This window comes from Streptomyces chartreusis (genome assembly GCF_008704715.1).
Classification (GTDB): domain Bacteria; phylum Actinomycetota; class Actinomycetes; order Streptomycetales; family Streptomycetaceae; genus Streptomyces; species Streptomyces chartreusis.
In genome coordinates this window covers 4,799,668-4,819,032 of sequence record NZ_CP023689.1, presented here as the reverse complement: position 1 = coordinate 4,819,032, position 19,365 = coordinate 4,799,668, and the positions used below count along the sequence as shown (strand labels likewise).

The following is a 19,365-nucleotide window of genomic DNA, read 5'->3' as shown; positions in this document are numbered from 1 at the left end:
GCTGGCGTCACAGTGGTGTTAGGTGGTGCCATCTGGTGCCACCGCGGTGTCACGCGCGGCATTCCGTGACGTCAAGGTGCACGTGGTGCCGTAATGGCATCGGCCATTTTCCCTACATTTTCGCAGGTGAGAGGGCTGATGGGTGCGCTCGGACCGCCTGTGGCGTCAAGAAGGCTTGCGGGTGGCGCCACTGTGGTGCCATGATGGCGTCATGGACCTCACCCCGTATGTCGACAACCTCCGCCGTGAACTCGCGGTGGCCGCCGAGGCCGGCGGGGAGGACGCGCGAGAGCTGGCCGAGCGACTCACCGCCCCGCTGGAGTCGGCGACCCGGCTGACCATGCTCAACGTGCTCTCCGCCGCGATGGACGAGATCACCCGTGAGCTCGCCCCCGGTTCGGTCGACGTACGGCTGCGCGGGCTCGACCCCGACTTCGTGGTGACGCTGCCGCCCACCGACAGCGGCGCCCCCGTGGAGCCGACCGCGCCCGCCGATGCCCTCGCCCACCCGGCCCCGGCCGACGCCGACGAGGGCGGCACCGCCCGTGTCAATCTGCGTCTGCCCGCCAACCTCAAGGCGCGCGCCGAGGAGGCCGCAGGACGCGAGGGCCTGTCGGTCAACGCGTGGCTGGTGCGGGCAGTGTCGGCGGCGGTCGACGGCGGCACACGGCCGCGTACGCACCAGACGACCCACAGCGTCGGCCAGAGCTTCACGGGCTGGGTGCGCTAGCCGCGCCCGCCCGTCGCACCAGGCACAGCCACTTCACCCACACCACGTCCCACCTGCGGGGACGCCCCAAGGACCCATGAGGACGGTACAGCCATGCCTACTTTCGACTCTCCCGAACCGATCTCCGTCACCGCGCACGTGGCCGCCGGCTCCATCCGTCTCACCGCGGGCGACCGCGTCGACACCGTCGTGGAAGTACGGCCCCGGGACCCGAAGCGGGACAAGGACGTGCGGGCCGCCGAGCAGACCGAGGTCACCTGGGCGAGCGGCGTCCTGACCGTCAGGACCAAGGAGCGCCGCCTGATCGGCCCCAGCGGCGTCGTCGACGTGACGGTCGAACTGCCCACGGGCTCACGCGTCGACGTGAGCGACTCCTGGTCCGTGCTCGGCGAGGGCCGGCTCGGCGAGGTCCGGGTCAAGGCCTCGCTCGGCGACATCCGCCTCGACACCACCGGCCCGCTGACCCTGACCGCCGCCCACGGCACGGCCACCGTGGACCGGGTCGAGGGCGCGGCCGAGATCACCAGCAGCACCGGCAATGTGCGCGTCGGCACGGTGGAGGGCCCCGCGGTGCTGAAGAACTCGCACGGCACCATCACCGTCGGCACCGTGACCGGCGACCTGCGGGTCAGCGGCGCCAACGGCGGTGTCGACGTCTCGCGCGCCGGCGCCTCGGTCACCGGCACCACGACCAACGGCGCCCTCCGCGTCGGCGAAGTCGCCCGTGGCGAGGTCCAGTTGGAGACCGCCACCGGCTCGATCGAGGTCGGCATCCGCACGGGCACCGCCGCCTGGCTCGACGTCCGCTCCAGCCGCGGGCAGGTGCGCAACGCGCTCGCCGCTTCCGATGCCCCGGAGCGGACCGAGGACACCGTCAAGGTCCGCGCCCGGAGCAACTGGGGCAACATCGACATCCTCCGCGCCAAGGCCTGAGCGCCCGATCCGTCACCGGCCCCACCGGAGCCCGCGCGCCCCGTCCCTGATCGGCCCCCACCCACCCAAGCCTTCGAACGGAGGGCGTCATGCCTTCTTCTGTCATGCCCATGCCCAGTCCGCGCCGAGGTGACGGTCCGCCGCCCGCCGCCGTCTCCACCATCGGCCTGCGCAAGTCGTACGGCGACAAGACCGTCCTCGACGGCATCGACCTGCGCATCCCGGCCGGTTCCGTGTTCGCGCTGCTCGGACCCAACGGCGCCGGCAAGACCACCACCGTGCAGATCCTGTCCACGCTCGTCGCCGCCGACGGCGGCCAGGCCCAGGTGGCCGGGCACGACGTCACCACGTCACCGGACGGCGTACGTGCCGCGATCGGCGTCACCGGCCAGTTCGCCGCGCTCGACGACCTGCTCACCGCCGAGGAGAACCTCCTCCTCATGGCCGACCTGCTGCGCCTCGGCAGGCGTGAAGGCGCGGCCCGCACAAGGGAGTTGCTGGAGCGGTTCGGGATCGCGGACGTCGCGAAGAGCCGCGCCGCGACCTTCTCCGGCGGTATGCGCCGCCGCCTCGACCTCGCCATGACGCTGGTCGGCGACCCGGAGGTGATCTTCCTGGACGAACCGACGACCGGGCTGGACCCACGCAGTCGCCGGACCATGTGGGACACGGTCCGCTCGCTGGTCGCGGGCGGTGTCACCGTCTTCCTCACCACGCAGTACCTGGAGGAGGCCGACCAGTTGGCCGACCGGATCGCCGTCCTCGACGGCGGCCGGATCGTCGCCGAGGGCACCGCCGACGAACTCAAGGCGCAGATCCCCGGCAGCCACGTACGGCTGCGGTTCACCGACCCCGACGAGTACGAGCGTGCGGGCGCCGCCTTCCCCGGCGCGGCCCGCGACGACGAGAACCTCGCCCTGCGCGTGGCCGGCGACGGCGGCCTCGACGCGCTGCGCGCCCTGCTGGACCGGCTGGACGCCGCCGGCATCCGGGCCGCCGACTTCTCCGTGCACACCCCCGACCTGGACGACGTGTTCCTCGCCCTGACCGGCGACGGCACCTCCGGCACCCCGCTCCACATGAAGGAGACCCTGCGATGAGCACCCTCGCCCACGCCGTGCACGACTCCAGGACGATGCTGCGGCGCAACCTCAAGCACGCGCTGCGCTATCCCGCCGTGTCCCTGGGCCCGGTCATGATGCCCCTGCTGATGCTGCTGCTGTTCGTGTACGCCTTCGGGGACTCGATCGGCGCCGGCATGGGCGGCGGCCGGGACGCGTATCTGGAGTATCTGACGCCCGGCATCATCATCATGGGCGTCGCGGCCGGCGCCATGTCGACCTCGATCGCGGTCTGCCAGGACATGACCGAGGGCATCATCAACCGCTTCCGCACCATGAACATCACGCGCTCCTCGTTCATGACCGGCCATGTCGTCGGCAGCGTCCTGACGACGGTGGTGAGCCTGGTCCTGGTGGTGGGCGTGGCGCTCGCGCTCGGCTTCCGCCCCGACGCGAACCCTGTCGAGTGGCTCGCGGCGGCCGGCCTGGTCACCGCCATCGCGTTCGCGGTGGCCTGGCTGTCGGCGGCACTTGGCCTGATCTCCAAGACGGTCGAGTCCGCGAGCAACAAGCCGCTGCTCATCCAGTTCCTGCCGTTCCTCGGCTCCGCGTTCGTGCCGGCCGGCTCGATGGCCCCGGGCCTGCGCTGGTTCGCCGAGAACCAGCCCTTCACGCCGATGACCGAGACGCTGCGCGGTCTGCTCTCCGGCTCGGAGATCGGCAACAGCGGCTGGATCTCGCTCGCCTGGTGCGCCGGCATCGCCCTCGTCGGCTACGTCTGGTCGCGCTCGCTGTTCAGCAGCACCACCAAGCGCTGAACGTACGTACACACAGGTCCGGCTCCGGGTTCGTACCCGGAGCCGGACCTCTGCCCGGATCTTCGTGGCTTCCGCCAGTACGGCCCCGCGCCGGGGCGCCGGAAGACTGCCCGCCAGTGACCGGCGACAACGGGGAGGACATCGCAGTGAGCGTGCGGCAGCAGTACGACGACATCGGTGAGGCGTTCGAGGGGTTCAAGTCCCTGCCGCTGGCCCGGTACGGGGAGGTGCCCAGCTTCCTGGCCCTGGTCGGGGACGTGCGCGGCAAGGCGGTCCTCGACCTGGCCTCCGGCACCGGCTTCTACAGCAGGGAGTTCGCGCGGCGGGGCGCCTCGGAGGTGCTAGGGATCGACATCTCCGGCGAAATGGTCGCCGTGGCCGAGGAGTTGGAGCGGAGCGCGCCGCTGGGCGTGCGCTACGAGGTCGGCGACGTCGCCGAACTGCGCCCGCTGGAACGGCGCTACGACGTCGCGACCGCGGTCCAGCTGCTCAACTACGCCGAGGACACCGCCGCCATGGAGCGGATGTGCCGCGCCGTGCACCGCAGCCTGGTGCCCGGCGGTGAGTTCTTCCTGCTCAACCAGAGGCCCGACTACCGCTTCGACGGCCCGCCCCTGGACCGGTACGGCTTCCGCAGCGAGCTGACCGGCGAGGAGGCCGAGACCGGTCCGCGCGTACGCATCACGGCCTTGCTCGACCCGCAGCCGATCTCGTTCGTCAGCACCTGCCCGCGCCGCGAGGTCTACGAGAAGTGCCTGCGCGCGGCCGGATTCGGCGACCTGGCGTGGGTGCCGCTCCAGGTGTCCGAGGCCGGCCTGGAGGAGTTCGGCGCGGACTTCTGGGCGGACGTCCTCGCCAATCCGCCCCTGGTGATGCTCCGCTGCCGGGCCTGACGACGAGCGCGACGAGCCGCACGGCGGGGCCGCCGGCTAGTAACGCACCGCCCGCTCCACCTCCGCCCGTACGTCCCCGCTCAGGTCGCGGGTGCTGCGGGCGGTGCCCTTGCCGGACTGGTTCGCCGCGACGTCCGACACCGTCACCACGGACGCGTCGAGGAGGTTGCCGTCCTCGTCCTTGAAGTCGATCTGGACGGCGAAGGACTTCGTCGAGTCGGTCGTGTTCTCCACCGTGACGTCCACCGAGGCGCGGCCGTCGGAGTCGGTCGTGATGTCGCCCGCCTGCACCGAGCCCTTCGCGTCGATGCCGCCCTTGATCTCGTCGAACTGGCGGCCCGCCTCCGCCGTCGCCGAGGCGAAGGCGGACGCTGCCTTGCTGGCCACCGAGGTGGGCGTTTCGTCGTCCGAGCAGGAGGTCAGGGCGGTGACGGCCAGGGCGAGGGTCACCAGGAGGGTCGTGGTCGTTCGCCGGTGGGGGCGGTGAGCGGGCATGCGGGCTCCAAGGGTGCGTTCCGGTCCCTCCAGTGAAGATCCGCACCGGCCCCACCGCACGCCGGGCGTCACCCGATCGGCGTCTCCCCCGTGGTGGGCGCCCCCTGTCCGGCCGATCGTCGTACCGACCCAGGAACCCGACCGCGGGAACACGCGAGAAGTGGGGTACGGCAGCCATGAGCCAGCAGCAGTCGCAGCCGCAGTCGCATGCCAGCGATGCCGCCCATGGCCCTCCGGGGTCCCGGGCGGCCGGCGAGCCCGGTGGATCGGGTACGTCCCGGGCGACCTGGCCGTCCGCCGGGGCCGGCACCGAACCGGGCACCGCGTCCGGCGGCGCCCCCACCTCCGACTGGATCACCGGCGGACTCGTCTTCGCCGGTGTGCTGATGCTGGTGAACGGGCTGCTGGCCATCCTCCAGGGCATCTCCGCCATCGCCGCGGACGACGTGTACGCCCGTATCGGCGACTACATCTTCAAGGCCAACCTCACGGCATGGGGCTGGATCCTGCTCGGCCTCGGCGTTCTCGCCCTGGGTGCCGGCGCCGGCATCCTCCAGGGAGCCTGGTGGGCGCGGATCACCGGCATCTTCCTGGCGTCCCTGAGCATGGTCGCCCACTTCCTGTTCCTGCCGTACACCCCGGTCTGGTCCGTGATCATGGTGGGCATCGACTTCTTCGTGATCCTCGCCCTGGCCCTGGCCCCGGACGTCTCCCGCCACTCGGACGCGGCTAGCGCTTCAAAGCGCGGTAACGCCGCAGCAGCTCGCTGACCCGGGCCGGGTCCTTGCGGCCGTTCAGCTCGGTCAGCAGGTCGTCGGGGCACAGCTCGTAGAGGTCGCCCCAGAAACGGCGGCCGTGGTTGTCCCAGATGCGATAGCCGCCGGGCACCCCCCTGGCCACGAAACGTCGCCTGCTCACTCAACCCCCAGCCACCCCGTCCGTATGCGGACAGGGTGGCATCGGGCCATGGCTTCCGTCGCCCGAATTCCGGCCCTGCCGGAAAGCTCGGGCTCTCAGGTGGTGCGGCTCAGGCGTGGCCTATTCCGCCGCCGCCGAAGGAACCGCTCTTGCCGGGAAGCCAGCGTTTGCGGTTCTGGTCCTCGCTCCGTCTGCTGCCCGCATGGTGCAGGTCGTGCGGAAGCAGGCGTTCCCGGCCTTCCGCGTGCGGGACCTCGTCGGGTTCGCGCACCTCCCGGAGCTCATGGACCGGTCCGGTGTCGGGCAGGTGCGTCTGTTCATCCGGAGTGGGCCGTGGCAGCTCCCTGTCACGGACCCGCATGCCGAACTGCACCGCCCAGACCAGTGCGCCGGCGATGACCATTCCACCAACGAAGGCGGCGATCACGTTGAGTACTTCGCTCGACGTGGCCGCGAGTTCAAACGTCGCCGTACTCATGCCCCAATTATCACCGAAACGGTCGAATAAGCTCCCGGAGGAACGGACGGTTCCGCGCCCCGGCGGGTCTACGCGCGTTCCTCCCACTCCTCCTCGTCCCCCAGATCCGTGAACAGCGTCAGCTGAAGGGCCCCCGGCGCTTCGAGGCGCGAATTGAGGGAGTTCCACGGCGTACGGGTCGGCTCCGCCAGGACCTCGGCCCCGGCCGCCGCCAGTCTCGCGGTGGCGGCCGCGGAGTCGTCCACCTGGAAGGCGACCCTGATGTGCCCGGCGACGCGGCGGCCGACCTCCACCTCGTCGATGAAGCCGGCGTGGTTCGGGTCGGTCAGCTCCAGGGTCGCCCGGCCCGCGTCCAGGATGGTCACCCTGCCGTCGGGCGAGGAGAACGCGGCACGCTCCGGGAGCCCGAGCTCGTCCCGGTAGAAACGCAGCGCCTCGTCGTAGTCGGCGGCCGTGACCACCAGACGGAGCTCGTGGACGCGGGCGGGGCGTTCGGCCGGGCTTGCGGACTCGGACATGAGCGGCTCCTCTTCGACGGTCGTCCTCGGTCAACCCGGTCGCGACGGCGGTTGATTCCGCGGGGGCCGTACGCCCCGCACCGCCCAGGCCCGTGCCGTGAGCGGGACGGAACCGTCCGGCGCGATCGGCACCCGCGCGTGCAGGGCGTCGCGCAGGCGGTCGCGGGCGGCCGGCGCGAGGGTGGCGACGTAGCCCGGGGCGGGGCCCTGGCCGGTGCGGAAGGGGTCCCACAGGTCGGCGAAGTCCGCGAAGAGCGTCGGCACCTCGACCGGGGTCGTCGAGACGTCGGCGAGTCCCGCGTCGGTCCACAGCCTGTGGAGAGCCTCCGGGCCGCAGCCGGGGAAGCGGCGGGCCTCGTCCAGCGCGGCGGCGGCCGGGTCGGTCGCGGTGGCCGCCGTCCAGAAGGCGTGCAGGAAGCCCATGCCCTCGCCGTAGTCCCAGACGTACGCCGCGACCTGCCCGCCGGGGCGCACGGCTCGCGTCAACTCCCCTACGGCGGCGGCCGGTTCGGGCAGGAAGTTCAGGGTCAGGCCGCTGACCGCCACGTCGAACACGCCGTCGCGGACGGGCAGCGCCATGGCGTCCCCCACGACGAAGCCGGCCGCGCGGACCGGCGCGGCGGCGGCCGTGGCCACGAAGGCCTCGGAGCGGTCGCAGCCCAGCACCCGGTCCGGGTCGTGCAGCTCCGTCACCAGTGCCGACAGCGCACCCGTGCCGCAGCCCACGTCCAGCCAGCGCAGACCGGCCGGGCGGTCGAGCCAGGCCAGGAACCGGCGTGCGACGGCCCGGGACCACCGGCCCATGTACCGCTCGTAGGCGGCTCCCGACGACCACACGTCGAAGCGCTGCTCTGTCATACCCGCAACGATCCTCCGCACCGCCGGGCACCGAAACCTCCGCGGCTGTCAAAGAGGCACCGCGAACGACGATCGGCCGCCGCACGCGCCGCCGCCCCCGCCCGACCATGGACACCCCGCGGCACCCCGCCCCGCCCCGCCGCGGACTGCGCGGCGCGTCCGGCGTGCGCGGTGATCGTGGGCAGGGCGGGGCCGGGGCAGTCGTACCGGAGGTTGTCGGGGCTGCAATGAAGGGGGCGGCGGGCGGCGGCCCGGGGACGGGAGAGGGCCGCCGCTCGCCGGGGTGTCAGCCGGCGGTCTTGCCGAGCAGCTTGTTCATCTCCTTGATCTCGGCGGTCTGGGCGGTGACCACGGCGTCCGCGAGCTCGGTCGCCGGGGCGTAGCGGCCCTCGGCCCTCTCGCTCTCGGCCATCTCCACGGCGCCCTCGTGGTGTTCGACCATGAGGGTGAGGAACAGGGTGTCGAAGGCCTTGCCCGACGCCTTCATGAGCTCGTCCATGTCCTTCGCGTCCATCATCCCGGCCATCCCCGAGCCGCCGGAGTGACCGGAGTGGCCCATGCCGGGCGCGGCCGACGGCACGTCCTCACCCCAGGTCTTCAGCCAGCCGGACATGGTCTCGATCTCCGGGTCCTGGGCCTTGCGGATCCGCTCGGCGAGGTCCTTGACCTGGGTGGACGAGGCGCGGTCGGCGGCCATCTCGGCCATCTGCAACGCCTGCTGGTGGTGCGGGATCATGCCCTGCGCGAAGGTGACGTCCTGCGCGTTGTGCGCGCCGGCGCTCGCGGAGGACGAGGAGGACGCCTCGGCGGCCGCGTCCGAGTCGCCGCCGTCTCCGCCGCACGCGGCGAGGACGAGGGCGGCGGTGACGGCCGTGGCGGCCAGGGCGGTCCGGCGGACGAAGGTACGCGTGCTGTTCATGCTGGGAACTCCTGCGGGTACGTGAGCTGCCGCGCCCTCGCGGGGCGTGGCACGGACATGGCTGAGCGCCGTACGCCCGGTCGTGACGGGGGACGGCTCGGCCTTGTCCTAGGTCCGCAGGATCTGCAGTTCGGCCAGTGAGGGAGGCGCGCGATCGCCGTCCGGCACGGCGGCCGGGGAGCGGCGGGCGGGGTCGCCCGTGACGCCGGTGCCGGCCGGGTCGGGCACCAGGGCCGGGAGCGCGGGACCGGTGCCGACGGCGCCGGAGGCGCAGGTCGCGTCGGCGTGCTGGGCGTGGCCGCCGCTCGTGCCGCCGCCGTGGCAGACGGCCTCGTCGGTCATGGCCGTCGGATGGCCGCTCATGGCGCGGGCGTGCCCGTGCCCCGCCGCGGAGTGCGACGCGACCATGCCGCCGGGCCCGAGTCCGTGCATGCCGAACAGCCCGGCGAGCAGCCCGAGCAGCAGAAGCATGCGCCACGGTCCCGGGATCGGGAGCCGCAGCGCACGGTGATGCTGTGCACGGGCTGTCACGCCCTCATCGTACGTAGACCGCGCGCGAGCGACTCAACGGACCTCCGGCAGACGGCCGTACGACGACTTTGCCATCTCTTTACAACCCGTCCCGCCGCTGCCTCGTCTCTCCGCTCGACCCGTCACCCAGCCCGCCGGACACGGCAGTACCGGCGGACCGACGAAAGAGAGCGAGTCCATGCGCCGCACCACGTTCAGCGCCCTGGCACTGACCTGCACGGCCCTCCTGGCCGCCGCCACCCCCGCGTTCGCCGACTCGGCCACCCCGAGCCCCGTCCCGACCCGGCCCTCGGCCGCCTCGCCGGCCCCCACCACCGAGCCGACCCGGCACCCCTCCCCCGTCCCCTCGGCGCCGTCGGCCGAGCCGACCCGCGCGCCGTCCGCCGCTCCGACCCCGGCGCCGGGCAGCGGCCAGGTCTCCGTCCGGCCGTCCGGGGCGCCCGACACCGGCGTGACGCCGACCTCGGGCACCGGGAGCGACAAGGGCGGGCTGATCGGCGGTGGCGCGGCCGCCCTGCTGCTGGCCGGCGGCGCGACCACGTTCGTCGTACGGCGTCGGAGGGCGACCGGCGCATGACGGGGCTCTCCAGGCGGGCGTTCACCACGGCGGCGATGGCGTCGCTGCTGGTGGGCTGCGCCGGACAGGCCACCGAGCAGGACGCGAGCGCCAGAAGGCCGAGGGGGCACCAGGAGACGGGCGACGGCTCGTCCTCCGGCTCCTCGGCGTCGGCGAACTCGGCCAGAGCGCTGGGCCGTTCGGTGCCGGTCCGGCTGCGGATCCCGGCGATCGGCGTCGACACCCCCGTCATGGGGCTCGGCCTGGCACGGGACGGCACCGTCGAGGTGCCGCCGATCACCGCCGACGACCGGGCCGGCTGGTACCGGCACTCGCCGACGCCGGGCGAGGTCGGCCCGTCGGTGATCCTCGGCCATGTCACGGTCGGTGCCTACGGCGACGGTGTCTTCCGCCGCCTGGGGGAACTGCGGCGGGGCGACCGGATCGTGGCGCGCAGGCAGGACGGCTCCTCGGCGGAGTTCACGGTCGGCGCCGTACGGACGGTGGCCAAGGCCGACTTCCCGGCGGACCAGGTCTACGGCGACGTCGACCGCCCGGAGCTGCGTCTGATCACCTGTGGGGGCCCGCGCGAGGGCCAGGAGTACCGCGACAACGTGATCGTGTTCGCGTCGCTGAGCCCGGCAACCCCTTGACCGAGGAAGAGGGATCCGGAGCCGGGCCGGGCGGCCGTGGGAACGCGAGCCGACGGCCCGGCATCCTCCCTCATGAGCCCGCCGGAGCCGGGCCCACGAATGCCGATCCGCCGTCCCGATCATGGAGTGCGTTGAAACGGTCCCGAGACAGGGCAGCGTCCGAGCTGTTCGCTGCCCTGTACCCGCGCCTGGCGGGCTGGTGCCGCCGTCTCGTCGACGACGACGAGACGGCGCACGAGATCGCCTCCGAGGCCTTCACCAGGCTGTGGGCCCGCTGGAACCGGGTGGAGGAACCGCGCGGCTTCCTCTACGTCACCGCCGCGAACCTGGTCCGGGACCACTGGCGCAAACTGGAGCGCGAGCGCCGGGCGATGCGGCGAGCCACGACGGAGGCGGCCGTCAACAACGCGCACGCGGAACAGGCGGACCCTTCGGTGCGCCTGCTGGTCCAGTCCCTCCCCGAACGGCTCCGCACCCCGATCCTCCTCCACTACTACGCTGACATGCCGATCCGGGAGGTGTCCGTGCTGACCGGACGCAAGGAAGGGACCGTCAAGGCCGACCTGCACGCGGCCCGTGAACTGCTCCGCGTCCACCTGAGGAGAAGCCTTGACCACACGCTTTGACGAGGACGACGTGGACGGCCCGGAGTTCGCCCCCGACGACCCCCTCGCGGTCATCCTCCGCCCGCCTGCGGACCACCTCGCCCCGCCCCCCGGCCACTACGAGACCGTCCGCCGCAAGGCGTCCCGCCGACGCCTGCTGCGTACGGCCACCGGGGTGGGCGTGACCTGCGCCGTGGCGCTGCTGGTCGCGCTGCCGTTCACCTCGGGCCGCCCGGACGGGCCGGTCAACCCCGCGCCGCCGCTCGCACCCCCGCCCACGAGCGACCGCACGACAGTGCCCTCCCCCTCGCCCACCAGCCCGAGTCCCTCGGCGTCCGCGGCCCGCACCCCGTCCCAGGGCAGGACGGCGGCCCCGACGCCGACCGCGCGGCCCGGGACACCGACCTCGGAGCCCACCCGCGATCCACAGGCTGTGGGTTCCCGGACTCCGGACGCGATGCCGACCCCCACGGCACGGCCGTCGACGGAGCCGACGCGCAGGACCGGCGACGAGGCGACACCGTCCGCCGGGTAGTCAGGTGGCGGCGGGTCAGTGCGCCGCGAACTGGAGCCCGGTCGGCTGCGCCACGTCGGGACGTATCGCGAGCCCGTCGACCGTCAGCGTCTCGCCGTAGATGTCCGTGAGCCGGATCGCCGCCCCGCAGCCCGCGCCCTGCTCGGACAGGAAGTAGTTGTACTCGGTGCGCGTCAGCCGCTGCCAGCCGCCGGCCGTCCGCACCTCCAGGCGGGCCAGGGGGTTCCGGTGGCCCACCGCCTGGATCTCGCACCAGTAGCGGCTGGAGCCGGTCTTGTAGCGGACCGAGATCTTCTCGGAGACGGCCGGGCTCAGCAGCCGCCAGGTGATCGGGATCTGTCCCGTGACGGGCGCGGCCAGCGTGGCGAACGCCTGGGCGCTGAGGTCGAGTTGGCCGGGGGCGCAGGGCAGGGGGCACTCGTTGGTGATCCGGACCGTGACGGTGGCGCCGCTCGCCGCACGGACCTGGACGTACGCCCCGCAGGCCTTGGAGGTCTCGTAGTCCGTGGTGTTCATCGCCGCGGTCATGACGTCGTCGGTCGGGCCGAACAGGCAGGCGCCGTCGCCGTCTCCGGTGTCGTAGAAGGTTGCGGTTCCCTTGTGGTCGACGCCGGGGCGTATCCGTCCCGCCAACGGGGCGGAGGCCGGGGCGGGTCGAGGGGTGGCGGTGGGGGACGCCTCGGTGGGCTTCGGCGCCGGCTTCTTCGGTGTGGACGTCGGCTCGGGCGTCGGCTTCGGCTTCCGGGCGGGTGTCGAGTGTGGGGTGGCCGAGCGGGCGGTGGCGGCGGCCGGCGCGGCCGTCGACGCGACCGCCTCGGTCCCACCGTCGGGGCGCAGGGCCACGACCAGGGACACGGCCACGGCGACGGCCGCCACGACGGCGGCGCAGACGGCGGCCGTGCGCCGCTTGTCCGGGGACCGGCGATGGGGACGGGAACGGGGACTGGATGCCACGGGTGGGTCCTTACGCGGTTCGGTGAGAGCTGGCCATGTGTCAGTGGTCGCCGAGGGCGGAAAGGTTGCCGCGCGTTTTTTTGGGGGGGGGTGCGTTGTCGGGGTGCGTCATAGGGGTGCGTCCGACCCGGTTAAATCCCTCGCGCCGTCCGCGCGCGGGGAGTTACTCTCGCCGCGATGACGACTCATTCTGTTGACAGATCGGGGGTCCCGTCCGCGCAAGGTGAGTGCTGATGGGCACTCCGAACGCGAACGGGGAACCCTGGGTTTCCTTCTGGCCGCGCGTGCGCGAGTTCGCCGTGCCGGCCTCCATGATCGAGACCGCGACCGCCCGCCGGCTCGCCGGGGACTGGGCGGGGGCCTGTGCCGCCGCGGGAATCGACGTCGATCTCAATCTGCGCTCCCTGGCCCGTGACCACGGGCGGGAGGCCGCCGCCCGGGTCCGCGACGACCTGCGCGCCCTGGCCCCCGACCTGCTGCGCTGGCACATGCCCCGGATCGCCCCCGACGGACTGCTGCGCCCCGGGGTGACCCTCGCGCTCGCCCGTTACGGGGGCACGGGACGCGGGCGCCGGCAGCCGCTGCAACTCGTGGTGCGGACTCCGCCCGCGTGGGCGGACGCCGGCCAGCGGATCAGCCTGGCGCTGTGGGACGGGGGACACGGGCGCGGCGGTGCAGCGCCGCCGGACGGACCTGCCCCTCCCCACCCGCATCCCCGGCCCAGCCGGCGGTTCCGGCTCGATCTGCACCGGCATCTCTGGGACGCCCGCCGCGCCGGTGAGCTGCGGATCCGTGCCGGGGCCGGGGCGGGTCCCGATCTGCCGGGCGGCGGCGTGCCGTACGGGTCCCTCTGTGCCGTCGACCGGTGGGCCGACGAGGCGTCGCTGCTGCTGCGCGCCGAGGGACGCACCCGAGGTGCCGTGGTCGTGCGGCTGGGGGACCGGCACCGGGTCCTGCTGGAGGTGCCCGGGGACGGGGACGGAGCGGGCGGGCCGCGGATCGTGGAGTCCGCCGGGCGCCGTGCCTGCGCGTCGCCCTCCCTGCCCGTGCTGCCCGATGCCGCGACCTGGGTCCTGCCCGATCTGGAGCTGCTGCGGGCCGGTGCGATCGACGCCGGCCGGCTGCATCCGCTGGTCGCCTCCGCGCTCGTACCGGAGCGTTCCGGGACCCGGAGCGCACGGCCCGCCGAGGGACACGGATCGGCGCGGTGGGTGACGTGCCGCGGCGACCGGCATCGGATCGGGCTGGTCGACGGCGTGCTCGCGCCCCTCGACCACGCGCCCGACGAGATCCGGCGCGAGGAACTCCTCGCCGCGCTCACCGGCACCCCGCTGCCCTGTCTCCGGGCCATCGACGACGCGCACCGCCGTCCCGAGTGCCTGCCCGACGTCCGCGAACGCCTCGGGCACGGCGACATCGCCGGGGCGTTGGCCGTCGTCGAGGGGCTGTTGGGGCCGGACGCGGTGCTGCGGGCCGGGGCGCTGCGGGACGAGCTGGAGGCGATCGCGCGGCGCCGCGTCGCCTACGGGCTCTTCCGGGCCGGGCTGGCCGGCCCCCGGCCGGGACCCGTCCGCTACGACGAACGCGTCCCCCGTCGCTCCGGCGCCCACCGGGCCCGCCCGCGGCACGCGACCTTCTCCTGACCCGCGCGACCGATCCTCTGCCCGCTCCGCACAGACCCACGGTGATGACACATGCCTGCTTCCACCCTGCCCTCCTCGCCCTCGGCCTCCCAACTCGACGTGGCCGCCGACCTGTTGGCGCTCCTTCGGGACACCACGACCGAACCCCGCCCCGACCCCCAGCTCGAAGCCCTCACGCTGGCCGTGGCCGCCGATCTGCCCGTCCTGCTCTGGGGCGAGCCGGGTATCGGCAAGACGGCCGCGCTCACCCAGCTCGCCGCCGAACTCGACCTGCCGCTGACCACGGTGATCGCCAGCGTCCACGAACCCTCCGACTTCTCCGGGCTGCCCGTCGTCGGGGACGACCCCGCCGAGCAGGGCGTGCCGATGGCCCCGCCGGACTGGGCCGTTCGGCTGGTGCGGGCCGGGCGGGGACTGCTGTTCCTGGACGAGCTGTCGACCGCGCCGCCCGCCGTGCAGGCCGCGCTGCTGCGGCTGGTGCTGGAGCGCAGGGTCGGCGCGCTGCGGCTGCCGCCCGGGGTGCGGATCGTGGCCGCCGCCAACCCGCGCTCCTCGGCCGCCGACGGCTGGGAGCTGAGCGCGCCGCTGGCCAACCGGTTCGTGCATCTGCAATGGGCCCACGACCACGAGGTCGTCGTACGCGGACTCGGCGGGACCTGGCCGCGGGCGACCCTGCCCCGGCTCGACCCCGAAAAGCTGGCCGGGGCCGTGGACTTCGCGCGGCGCGCGGTGCACGGGCTGCTGTCCGGACGGCCGGCGCTCGTGCACCGGCTGCCGAGCGGGGAGGCGCGCCGGGGCGGTGCCTGGCCGTCGCCGCGCAGCTGGGAGATGACCCAGTCCCTGGTCGCCTTCGCCACCGCCGCCGGGTCCTCGCGGGAGGTGCTGTCGATGCTCGTGCGGGGCACCGTGGGCGACGGGCCGGGACTGGAACTGCTGGCGTGCGTGGACCGGATGGACCTGCCCGACCCGGAACTGCTGCTCGCCGACCCCGCGCGCGCCGAGCTGCCCGAGCGCGGGGATCTGCGGCAGGCCGCGCTGGACGCGGTGGTGGAGGCGGTACGGACCCGGCCCGACAGGTCCCGCTGGGACGCGGCCTGGGCCCTGCTGGTCCGCGCCCTGGAGACCGGCGCCCCGGACCTGGTCGTCGTCCCCGCGAGCACCCTCGCCTCCCTGCGCCAGGAGGACTGGGACGTCCCGGCGACGATCGAACGCCTCTCCGGCGTGGTGACCCTGTCCCACCGCGCGGACCGAGCGGCGGCCCGGACAACAGCGATCGCAGAGAAGCAGAAGGCCCGCCGATGACTCCCGACCACGCCCGCGCGGAAGCCGCGCCCGGAGATCAGGACGGAGCCCGGCCCCTCGACGCCGCCAGGCTCCCCGACGCGGCCCGCGACCGGACCGGGCTCCCGCACCGCGAGCGGCCCTCACCGCCCGACCCCAGCATGTCGCCCGGCCCCGACCGTGACAGGCCCCCGGCCCGTGCCGGTGACCGGCTCCCCGACCCTGCCCGCGACCGGGCCGGGCGCCCGGAGCGCGAGCGGTCCTCGCCGCCCGCTCCCGGCGTTGGGTCGCTCGACCGGGACAAGCTCTTTTCCGCTCGGTTGCATGCCGTGCGGGTGCGGCCCTATCTGGCGACCGCCCTCTTCGCGCTGCACGTCGTCGAGTCGAGGTCGGTGCCGACGATGGCCGTCGACCGGCACTGGCGGTGCTACGTGTCGCCGGCGTTCGTGGCGCGGACGCCGGTCGAGGAGCTGGCCGGGGTGTGGGTGCACGAGGTGTCGCATCTGCTGCGCGACCATCACACGCGCGGCGACCGGGTGGCACGCGAGCGCGGGCTGACCGGGCCGGGGGAGCGGCTGCGGATGAACATCGCCGCGGACTGCGAGATCAACGACGACGTGTACGGCGACGGACTGGCCCGCCCCGAGGGCGCCGTCGACCCGGCGAGCCTGATGCTGCGCGACGGCGAGCTGATGGAGGACTATCTGCGCCAGTTCCGGCTGGGCCCGCGGACGCAGGACCTGGCCTGGCTGGACTGCGGCAGCGGCGCCGACGGCCTGGAGCGGGCGTGGGACCTCGGGCCGGACGGCGCGCACGGCCTGAGCTCCCAGGAACGGGACGCCGTCCGGTTCCGGGTGGCGCAGGGCATCACCGGCCGTCCGGGCAGCGCCCCCGACAGCTGGCAGCGGTGGGCGGAGGAGGCGTTCCATCCGCCGCAGCCCTGGCGGGAGTTGCTCGGCGCGGCCGTACGGTCGGCCGCCTCCGGACCCGGCGCGGGCGAGGACTACACCTACGGCCGGCTCTCGCGCCGTTCGGCCTCCGTGCCCGGCGCCGTACTGCCGAGCCTGCGGCGCCGGCCGCCGCACGTCTGCGTCGTCATCGACACCTCCGCCTCGGTCAGCGACGCCGAACTGGGCAGCGCGCTGCTGGAAGTCGCCGCGATCTCCCGGGCCGTGGGCGGGCGTCCCGACCTGGTCAGCGTGGTGTCGTGCGACGCGGCGGCCGGGGGCGTGCACCGGGTGTGCCGCGCCGAGGGGATTCCGCTGGTCGGGGGCGGCGGCACGGATCTGCGCGAGGGTTTCGCGACGGCGCTGCGGGCCCGGCCCCGGCCCGATGTCGTCGTCGCCCTGACGGACGGTCAGACCCCATGGCCGAGCACCCGGCCGCCGTGCCGGACGGTCGTGGGGCTCTTCCCCCGCTTCCCCCGCTCGCGCGGCCGCTCACGCGGCGAGGACGCCCCCGAGTACACGCCGGACACCCCGCCGGCCTGGGCACGGGTGGTCGAGATCGGGGCGGGTGCCAGGGGCAGGTGAGACCTGGGTCCCATCGGGCGCTCGTACTCCCGGCGGACCCACCACCCGCCCGTACTGCATTCTCAGTACCGGCGATTGTCGGCAGCCGCACGACGACACGGCACCCCCCTCCCCGAGAGCCTGGGCACACGTTCGAGTCCCAGATGTGGAGACCCCTTGCCGTGGCTACTTTCCTGTATCGACTGGGCCGTCTGGCCTTCCGGCGGCGCTGGTACGTCGCCCTGGTCTGGGCGGCCGTCCTGGCCGCCGTCGGCCTGGGCGCGCTGAAGGCCCCGGGCGCCGCCGACGAGGGTTTCTCCATGCCGGGGATCGAGTCGCAGAAGGCGTTCGACCTGATGGAGGAGCGCTTCCCGGGGGCGACGGCCGACAGCGCGAGCGCGCGGGTCGTCTTCGTCGCGCCGGACGGCGAGAAGGTCACCGCCGCCGACAACAAGAAGGCCGTCGAGGAGGCCGTGGCCGAACTGGGCGACGGCTCGCAAGTGGCGTCCGTCGTCGATCCGTTCCGGGCGAAGGCCGTCAGCAGGGACGGCACGACCGCGTACGCGACCGTCACCTACAAGGTCGCCTCCAACGACCTCACCGACGCGAGCCGCAGCCATCTGGGGAAGGCGCTCGACGACGCCCGCGACAGCGGACTGACCGTCGAGGCCGGCGGCAGCGCCATGGACGACGGCGGCGGCGCGGGCGGGGCGGCCGAGGTGATCGGCATGGCGATCGCCGCCGTGGTCCTGCTCGTCACGTTCGGTTCGCTGGCCGCCGCCGGGCTGCCGCTGCTGACAGCCGTCGTCGGAGTCGGCGTCAGCATGGCCACGATCCTCGTCCTGGCCGAGGCGCTCGGCCTGTCCACCACGACCGGCACCCTCGCGATGATGCTGGGCCTCGCGGTCGGCATCGACTACGCCCTGTTCGTCGTCTCCCGCTACCGCGAGGAACGCGCCAAGGGGCGCACTCCCCAGGAGGCCGCCGGACTCGCCGCCGGCACGGCCGGCTCCGCGGTCGTCTTCGCCGGGCTCACCGTCGTCATCGCGCTCGCCGGGCTGTCCGTCGTCGGCATCCCGATGCTCACCAAGATGGGCCTGGCCGCGGCGGGCGCCGTCGTCGTCGCCGTGTTCATCGCGCTCACGCTGGTCCCCGCGTTCCTCGGCTTCTGGCCCAACGCCGTGCTCCCGAGGCGGGCCCGTAGGAAGGGCCGTATGGAGGTGAGCGCCGACAGCAACGGCGGCACCCGCTGGGCGCGGTTCGTGCTGCGCCGGCCCATACCGGTGCTGCTGCTCGGCGTCGTGGGCCTCGGCGCGCTCGCCGTACCGATGACACAGCTCCAGCTGGGCATGCCCGGCGACGAGGCGAAGGCGACGTCCACCACCGAGCGGCGGGCCTACGACGCGCTCGCCGAGGCGTTCGGGCCGGGCTTCAACGGGCCGCTGACCGTCGTCGTGGACGCCAAGGGGGACAGCGACGCCAAGGGCGCCGTCACCACCGTCTCCGAGGAGATCGCCGGCACCGAGGGGGTCGTGTCCGTCTCCCCGGCCCGCTTCAACGAGGCCGGCGACACCGCCGTCTTCTCCGTGGTGCCGTCCACCGCGCCCACCGACGAGAAGACCAAGGACCTGGTGACCACCATCCGGGGCGAGCGCCCGGCGACGGAGGCCGAGACCGGGGCGACCTTCGAGGTCACCGGCACCACCGCGATGAACATCGACATCGCCGACAAGGTGCAGGCCGCGCTGGTGCCGTACCTGATCGTCGTCGTCGGCCTCGCGGTCGTGCTGCTGCTGGTCGTCTTCCGTTCGCTGCTCGTCCCGCTGAAGGCGGCCGCCGGCTTCCTGCTGTCGGTGCTGGCCTCCCTGGGCGCGGTCGTCGTGGTCTTCCAGCAGGGGCACGGCGCCGAACTGCTGGGCGTGGAGCAGACCGGGCCGATCATGAGCCTGATGCCGATCTTCCTGGTGGGCATCGTCTTCGGACTCGCCATGGACTACGAGGTCTTCCTCGTCTCCCGGATGCGGGAGGCGTACGTCCACGGCGAGTCCGCCGCACAGGCGGTCACGTCCGGCTTCCGGCACAGTGCCCGCGTGGTCGTGGCCGCCGCCCTGATCATGATCGCGGTGTTCGCCGGGTTCATCGGGGAGAGCGACTCGATGATCAAGATGATCGGCTTCGGGCTCGCCTCCGCCGTCCTGCTCGACGCGTTCGTCGTCCGGATGGCGATCGTGCCCGCCGTGCTCGCCCTGCTCGGCGACAAGGCGTGGTGGCTGCCGAAGTGGCTGGACCGGATCCTGCCCCGCGTCGACGTGGAGGGCGAGGCCCTCGGCCGCGGGTCCGAGGCGCCGGACCCCGCACCGGCCGACCTGGAAGTGGCGCGCACCTGATCCGCCCGTCCGCTCCCGGGGACCGTCCGTGACGAAGGACACGGGCGGTCCCGTCGGCCGTTCCCGGCCGGGGCGGACACCATGGACC

At 73.7% G+C, this 19,365-nt stretch carries 22 protein-coding genes; 14 read left to right on the top strand and 8 right to left on the bottom strand.

The genetic code is table 11. From position 1 onward, the window contains the following. Nucleotides 1–211: 211 nt before the first annotated feature. The 5 genes from CP983_RS20915 to CP983_RS20895 all read left to right on the top strand — a co-directional run bounded on the left by CP983_RS20915 (nt 212) and on the right by CP983_RS20895 (nt 4,435). Nucleotides 212–730, top strand: a complete 519-nt coding sequence (locus CP983_RS20915) for a hypothetical protein (protein ID WP_150501099.1) — start codon at nt 212–214, stop codon at nt 728–730. A 93-nt stretch (nt 731–823) separates the two neighbouring features. Further along, nucleotides 824–1,663 (top strand): DUF4097 family beta strand repeat-containing protein, encoded by an 840-nt coding sequence (locus CP983_RS20910; protein ID WP_150501097.1) that lies wholly within the window; start codon nt 824–826, stop codon nt 1,661–1,663. A 110-nt stretch (nt 1,664–1,773) separates the two neighbouring features. Then, nucleotides 1,774–2,763, top strand: coding sequence for an ATP-binding cassette domain-containing protein (locus tag CP983_RS20905; RefSeq protein ID WP_107904865.1), 990 nt, complete (start codon nt 1,774–1,776; stop codon nt 2,761–2,763). Next, complete coding sequence (locus CP983_RS20900) at nt 2,760–3,542, top strand: ABC transporter permease (protein ID WP_150501095.1); 783 nt, start codon at nt 2,760–2,762, stop codon at nt 3,540–3,542. Before CP983_RS20905 ends, CP983_RS20900 begins: the two co-directional genes overlap by 4 nt. A gap of 146 nt (nt 3,543–3,688) precedes the next feature. Next, the gene (locus tag CP983_RS20895) at nt 3,689–4,435 is read left to right on the top strand and encodes a class I SAM-dependent methyltransferase (RefSeq protein ID WP_150506756.1); all 747 of its coding nucleotides are present in this window, start codon (nt 3,689–3,691) and stop codon (nt 4,433–4,435) included. 36 nt (nt 4,436–4,471) lie between these two features. Here CP983_RS20895 and CP983_RS20890 read toward each other — a convergent pair whose 3' ends face one another. Further along, nucleotides 4,472–4,930, bottom strand: coding sequence for an FxLYD domain-containing protein (locus tag CP983_RS20890; RefSeq protein WP_150501093.1), 459 nt, complete (start codon nt 4,928–4,930; stop codon nt 4,472–4,474). A gap of 176 nt (nt 4,931–5,106) precedes the next feature. Here CP983_RS20890 and CP983_RS20885 point away from each other — a divergent pair, with 176 nt between their 5' ends. Beyond that, nucleotides 5,107–5,700 carry a DUF7144 family membrane protein gene (locus CP983_RS20885; RefSeq protein WP_229914993.1) on the top strand — a complete coding sequence of 198 codons (594 nt, stop codon included), beginning with the start codon at nt 5,107–5,109 and terminating at the stop codon, nt 5,698–5,700. Here CP983_RS20885 and CP983_RS20880 read toward each other — a convergent pair. From CP983_RS20880 to CP983_RS20855, 6 genes are all read right to left on the bottom strand, one after another. Further along, entirely contained in the window at nt 5,660–5,848 is a 189-nt protein-coding gene (locus CP983_RS20880) for a hypothetical protein (protein WP_163016870.1), read from the bottom strand. The two genes, CP983_RS20885 and CP983_RS20880, sit on opposite strands and share 41 nt — an antisense overlap. Before the next feature lie 109 nt (nt 5,849–5,957). Then, on the bottom strand, nt 5,958–6,326 hold the full coding sequence (locus CP983_RS20875) for a DUF6479 family protein (protein WP_125529253.1): 369 nt from the start codon (nt 6,324–6,326) through the stop codon (nt 5,958–5,960). Nucleotides 6,327–6,394: 68 nt separating this feature from the next. Next, nucleotides 6,395–6,844 (bottom strand): VOC family protein, encoded by a 450-nt coding sequence (locus CP983_RS20870; protein WP_107904860.1) that lies wholly within the window; start codon nt 6,842–6,844, stop codon nt 6,395–6,397. 30 nt (nt 6,845–6,874) lie between these two features. Continuing rightward, the gene (locus CP983_RS20865; RefSeq protein ID WP_150501091.1) at nt 6,875–7,702 is read right to left on the bottom strand and encodes a class I SAM-dependent methyltransferase; all 828 of its coding nucleotides are present in this window, start codon (nt 7,700–7,702) and stop codon (nt 6,875–6,877) included. A 286-nt stretch (nt 7,703–7,988) separates the two neighbouring features. Continuing rightward, nucleotides 7,989–8,621, bottom strand: coding sequence for a DUF305 domain-containing protein (locus tag CP983_RS20860; RefSeq protein WP_150501089.1), 633 nt, complete (start codon nt 8,619–8,621; stop codon nt 7,989–7,991). Between the two features lie 108 nt (nt 8,622–8,729). Further along, a complete protein-coding gene (locus CP983_RS20855; RefSeq protein ID WP_373309881.1) occupies nt 8,730–9,152 on the bottom strand; it encodes a DUF6153 family protein in 423 nt (140 codons plus the stop codon). A 178-nt stretch (nt 9,153–9,330) separates the two neighbouring features. Here CP983_RS20855 and CP983_RS20850 point away from each other — a divergent pair, with 178 nt between their 5' ends. The 4 genes from CP983_RS20850 (at nt 9,331) to CP983_RS20835 (ending at nt 11,501) form a co-directional block, all read left to right on the top strand. After that, a complete protein-coding gene (locus tag CP983_RS20850) occupies nt 9,331–9,729 on the top strand; it encodes a Tat pathway signal sequence domain protein (protein WP_150501087.1) in 399 nt (132 codons plus the stop codon). Continuing rightward, nucleotides 9,726–10,361, top strand: a complete 636-nt coding sequence (locus CP983_RS20845) for a class F sortase (protein WP_167537741.1) — start codon at nt 9,726–9,728, stop codon at nt 10,359–10,361. Before CP983_RS20850 ends, CP983_RS20845 begins: the two co-directional genes overlap by 4 nt. Before the next feature lie 131 nt (nt 10,362–10,492). After that, complete coding sequence (locus tag CP983_RS20840; RefSeq protein WP_150501085.1) at nt 10,493–10,987, top strand: RNA polymerase sigma factor; 495 nt, start codon at nt 10,493–10,495, stop codon at nt 10,985–10,987. Then, nucleotides 10,971–11,501 (top strand): hypothetical protein, encoded by a 531-nt coding sequence (locus CP983_RS20835; protein ID WP_150501083.1) that lies wholly within the window; start codon nt 10,971–10,973, stop codon nt 11,499–11,501. The genes CP983_RS20840 and CP983_RS20835 overlap by 17 nt, the downstream gene beginning before the upstream one ends. Nucleotides 11,502–11,516: 15 nt before the next feature. On the opposite strand, the gene CP983_RS20830 is transcribed toward CP983_RS20835, so the two are convergent. Next, the gene (locus CP983_RS20830) at nt 11,517–12,455 is read right to left on the bottom strand and encodes an expansin EXLX1 family cellulose-binding protein (RefSeq protein WP_150501081.1); all 939 of its coding nucleotides are present in this window, start codon (nt 12,453–12,455) and stop codon (nt 11,517–11,519) included. 233 nt (nt 12,456–12,688) lie between these two features. On the opposite strand from CP983_RS20830, the gene CP983_RS20825 reads away from it, so the two are divergent. From CP983_RS20825 to CP983_RS20810, 4 genes are all read left to right on the top strand, one after another. After that, nucleotides 12,689–14,098, top strand: a complete 1,410-nt coding sequence (locus tag CP983_RS20825; protein WP_150501079.1) for a hypothetical protein — start codon at nt 12,689–12,691, stop codon at nt 14,096–14,098. A 51-nt stretch (nt 14,099–14,149) separates the two neighbouring features. Then, entirely contained in the window at nt 14,150–15,400 is a 1,251-nt protein-coding gene (locus CP983_RS20820) for an AAA family ATPase (protein ID WP_150501077.1), read from the top strand. Then, nucleotides 15,397–16,911, top strand: a complete 1,515-nt coding sequence (locus CP983_RS20815; RefSeq protein WP_229914992.1) for a vWA domain-containing protein — start codon at nt 15,397–15,399, stop codon at nt 16,909–16,911. Before CP983_RS20820 ends, CP983_RS20815 begins: the two co-directional genes overlap by 4 nt. A 161-nt stretch (nt 16,912–17,072) precedes the next feature. Then, nucleotides 17,073–19,277 (top strand): MMPL family transporter, encoded by a 2,205-nt coding sequence (locus CP983_RS20810; RefSeq protein WP_167537740.1) that lies wholly within the window; start codon nt 17,073–17,075, stop codon nt 19,275–19,277. Nucleotides 19,278–19,365: the final 88 nt, after the last annotated feature.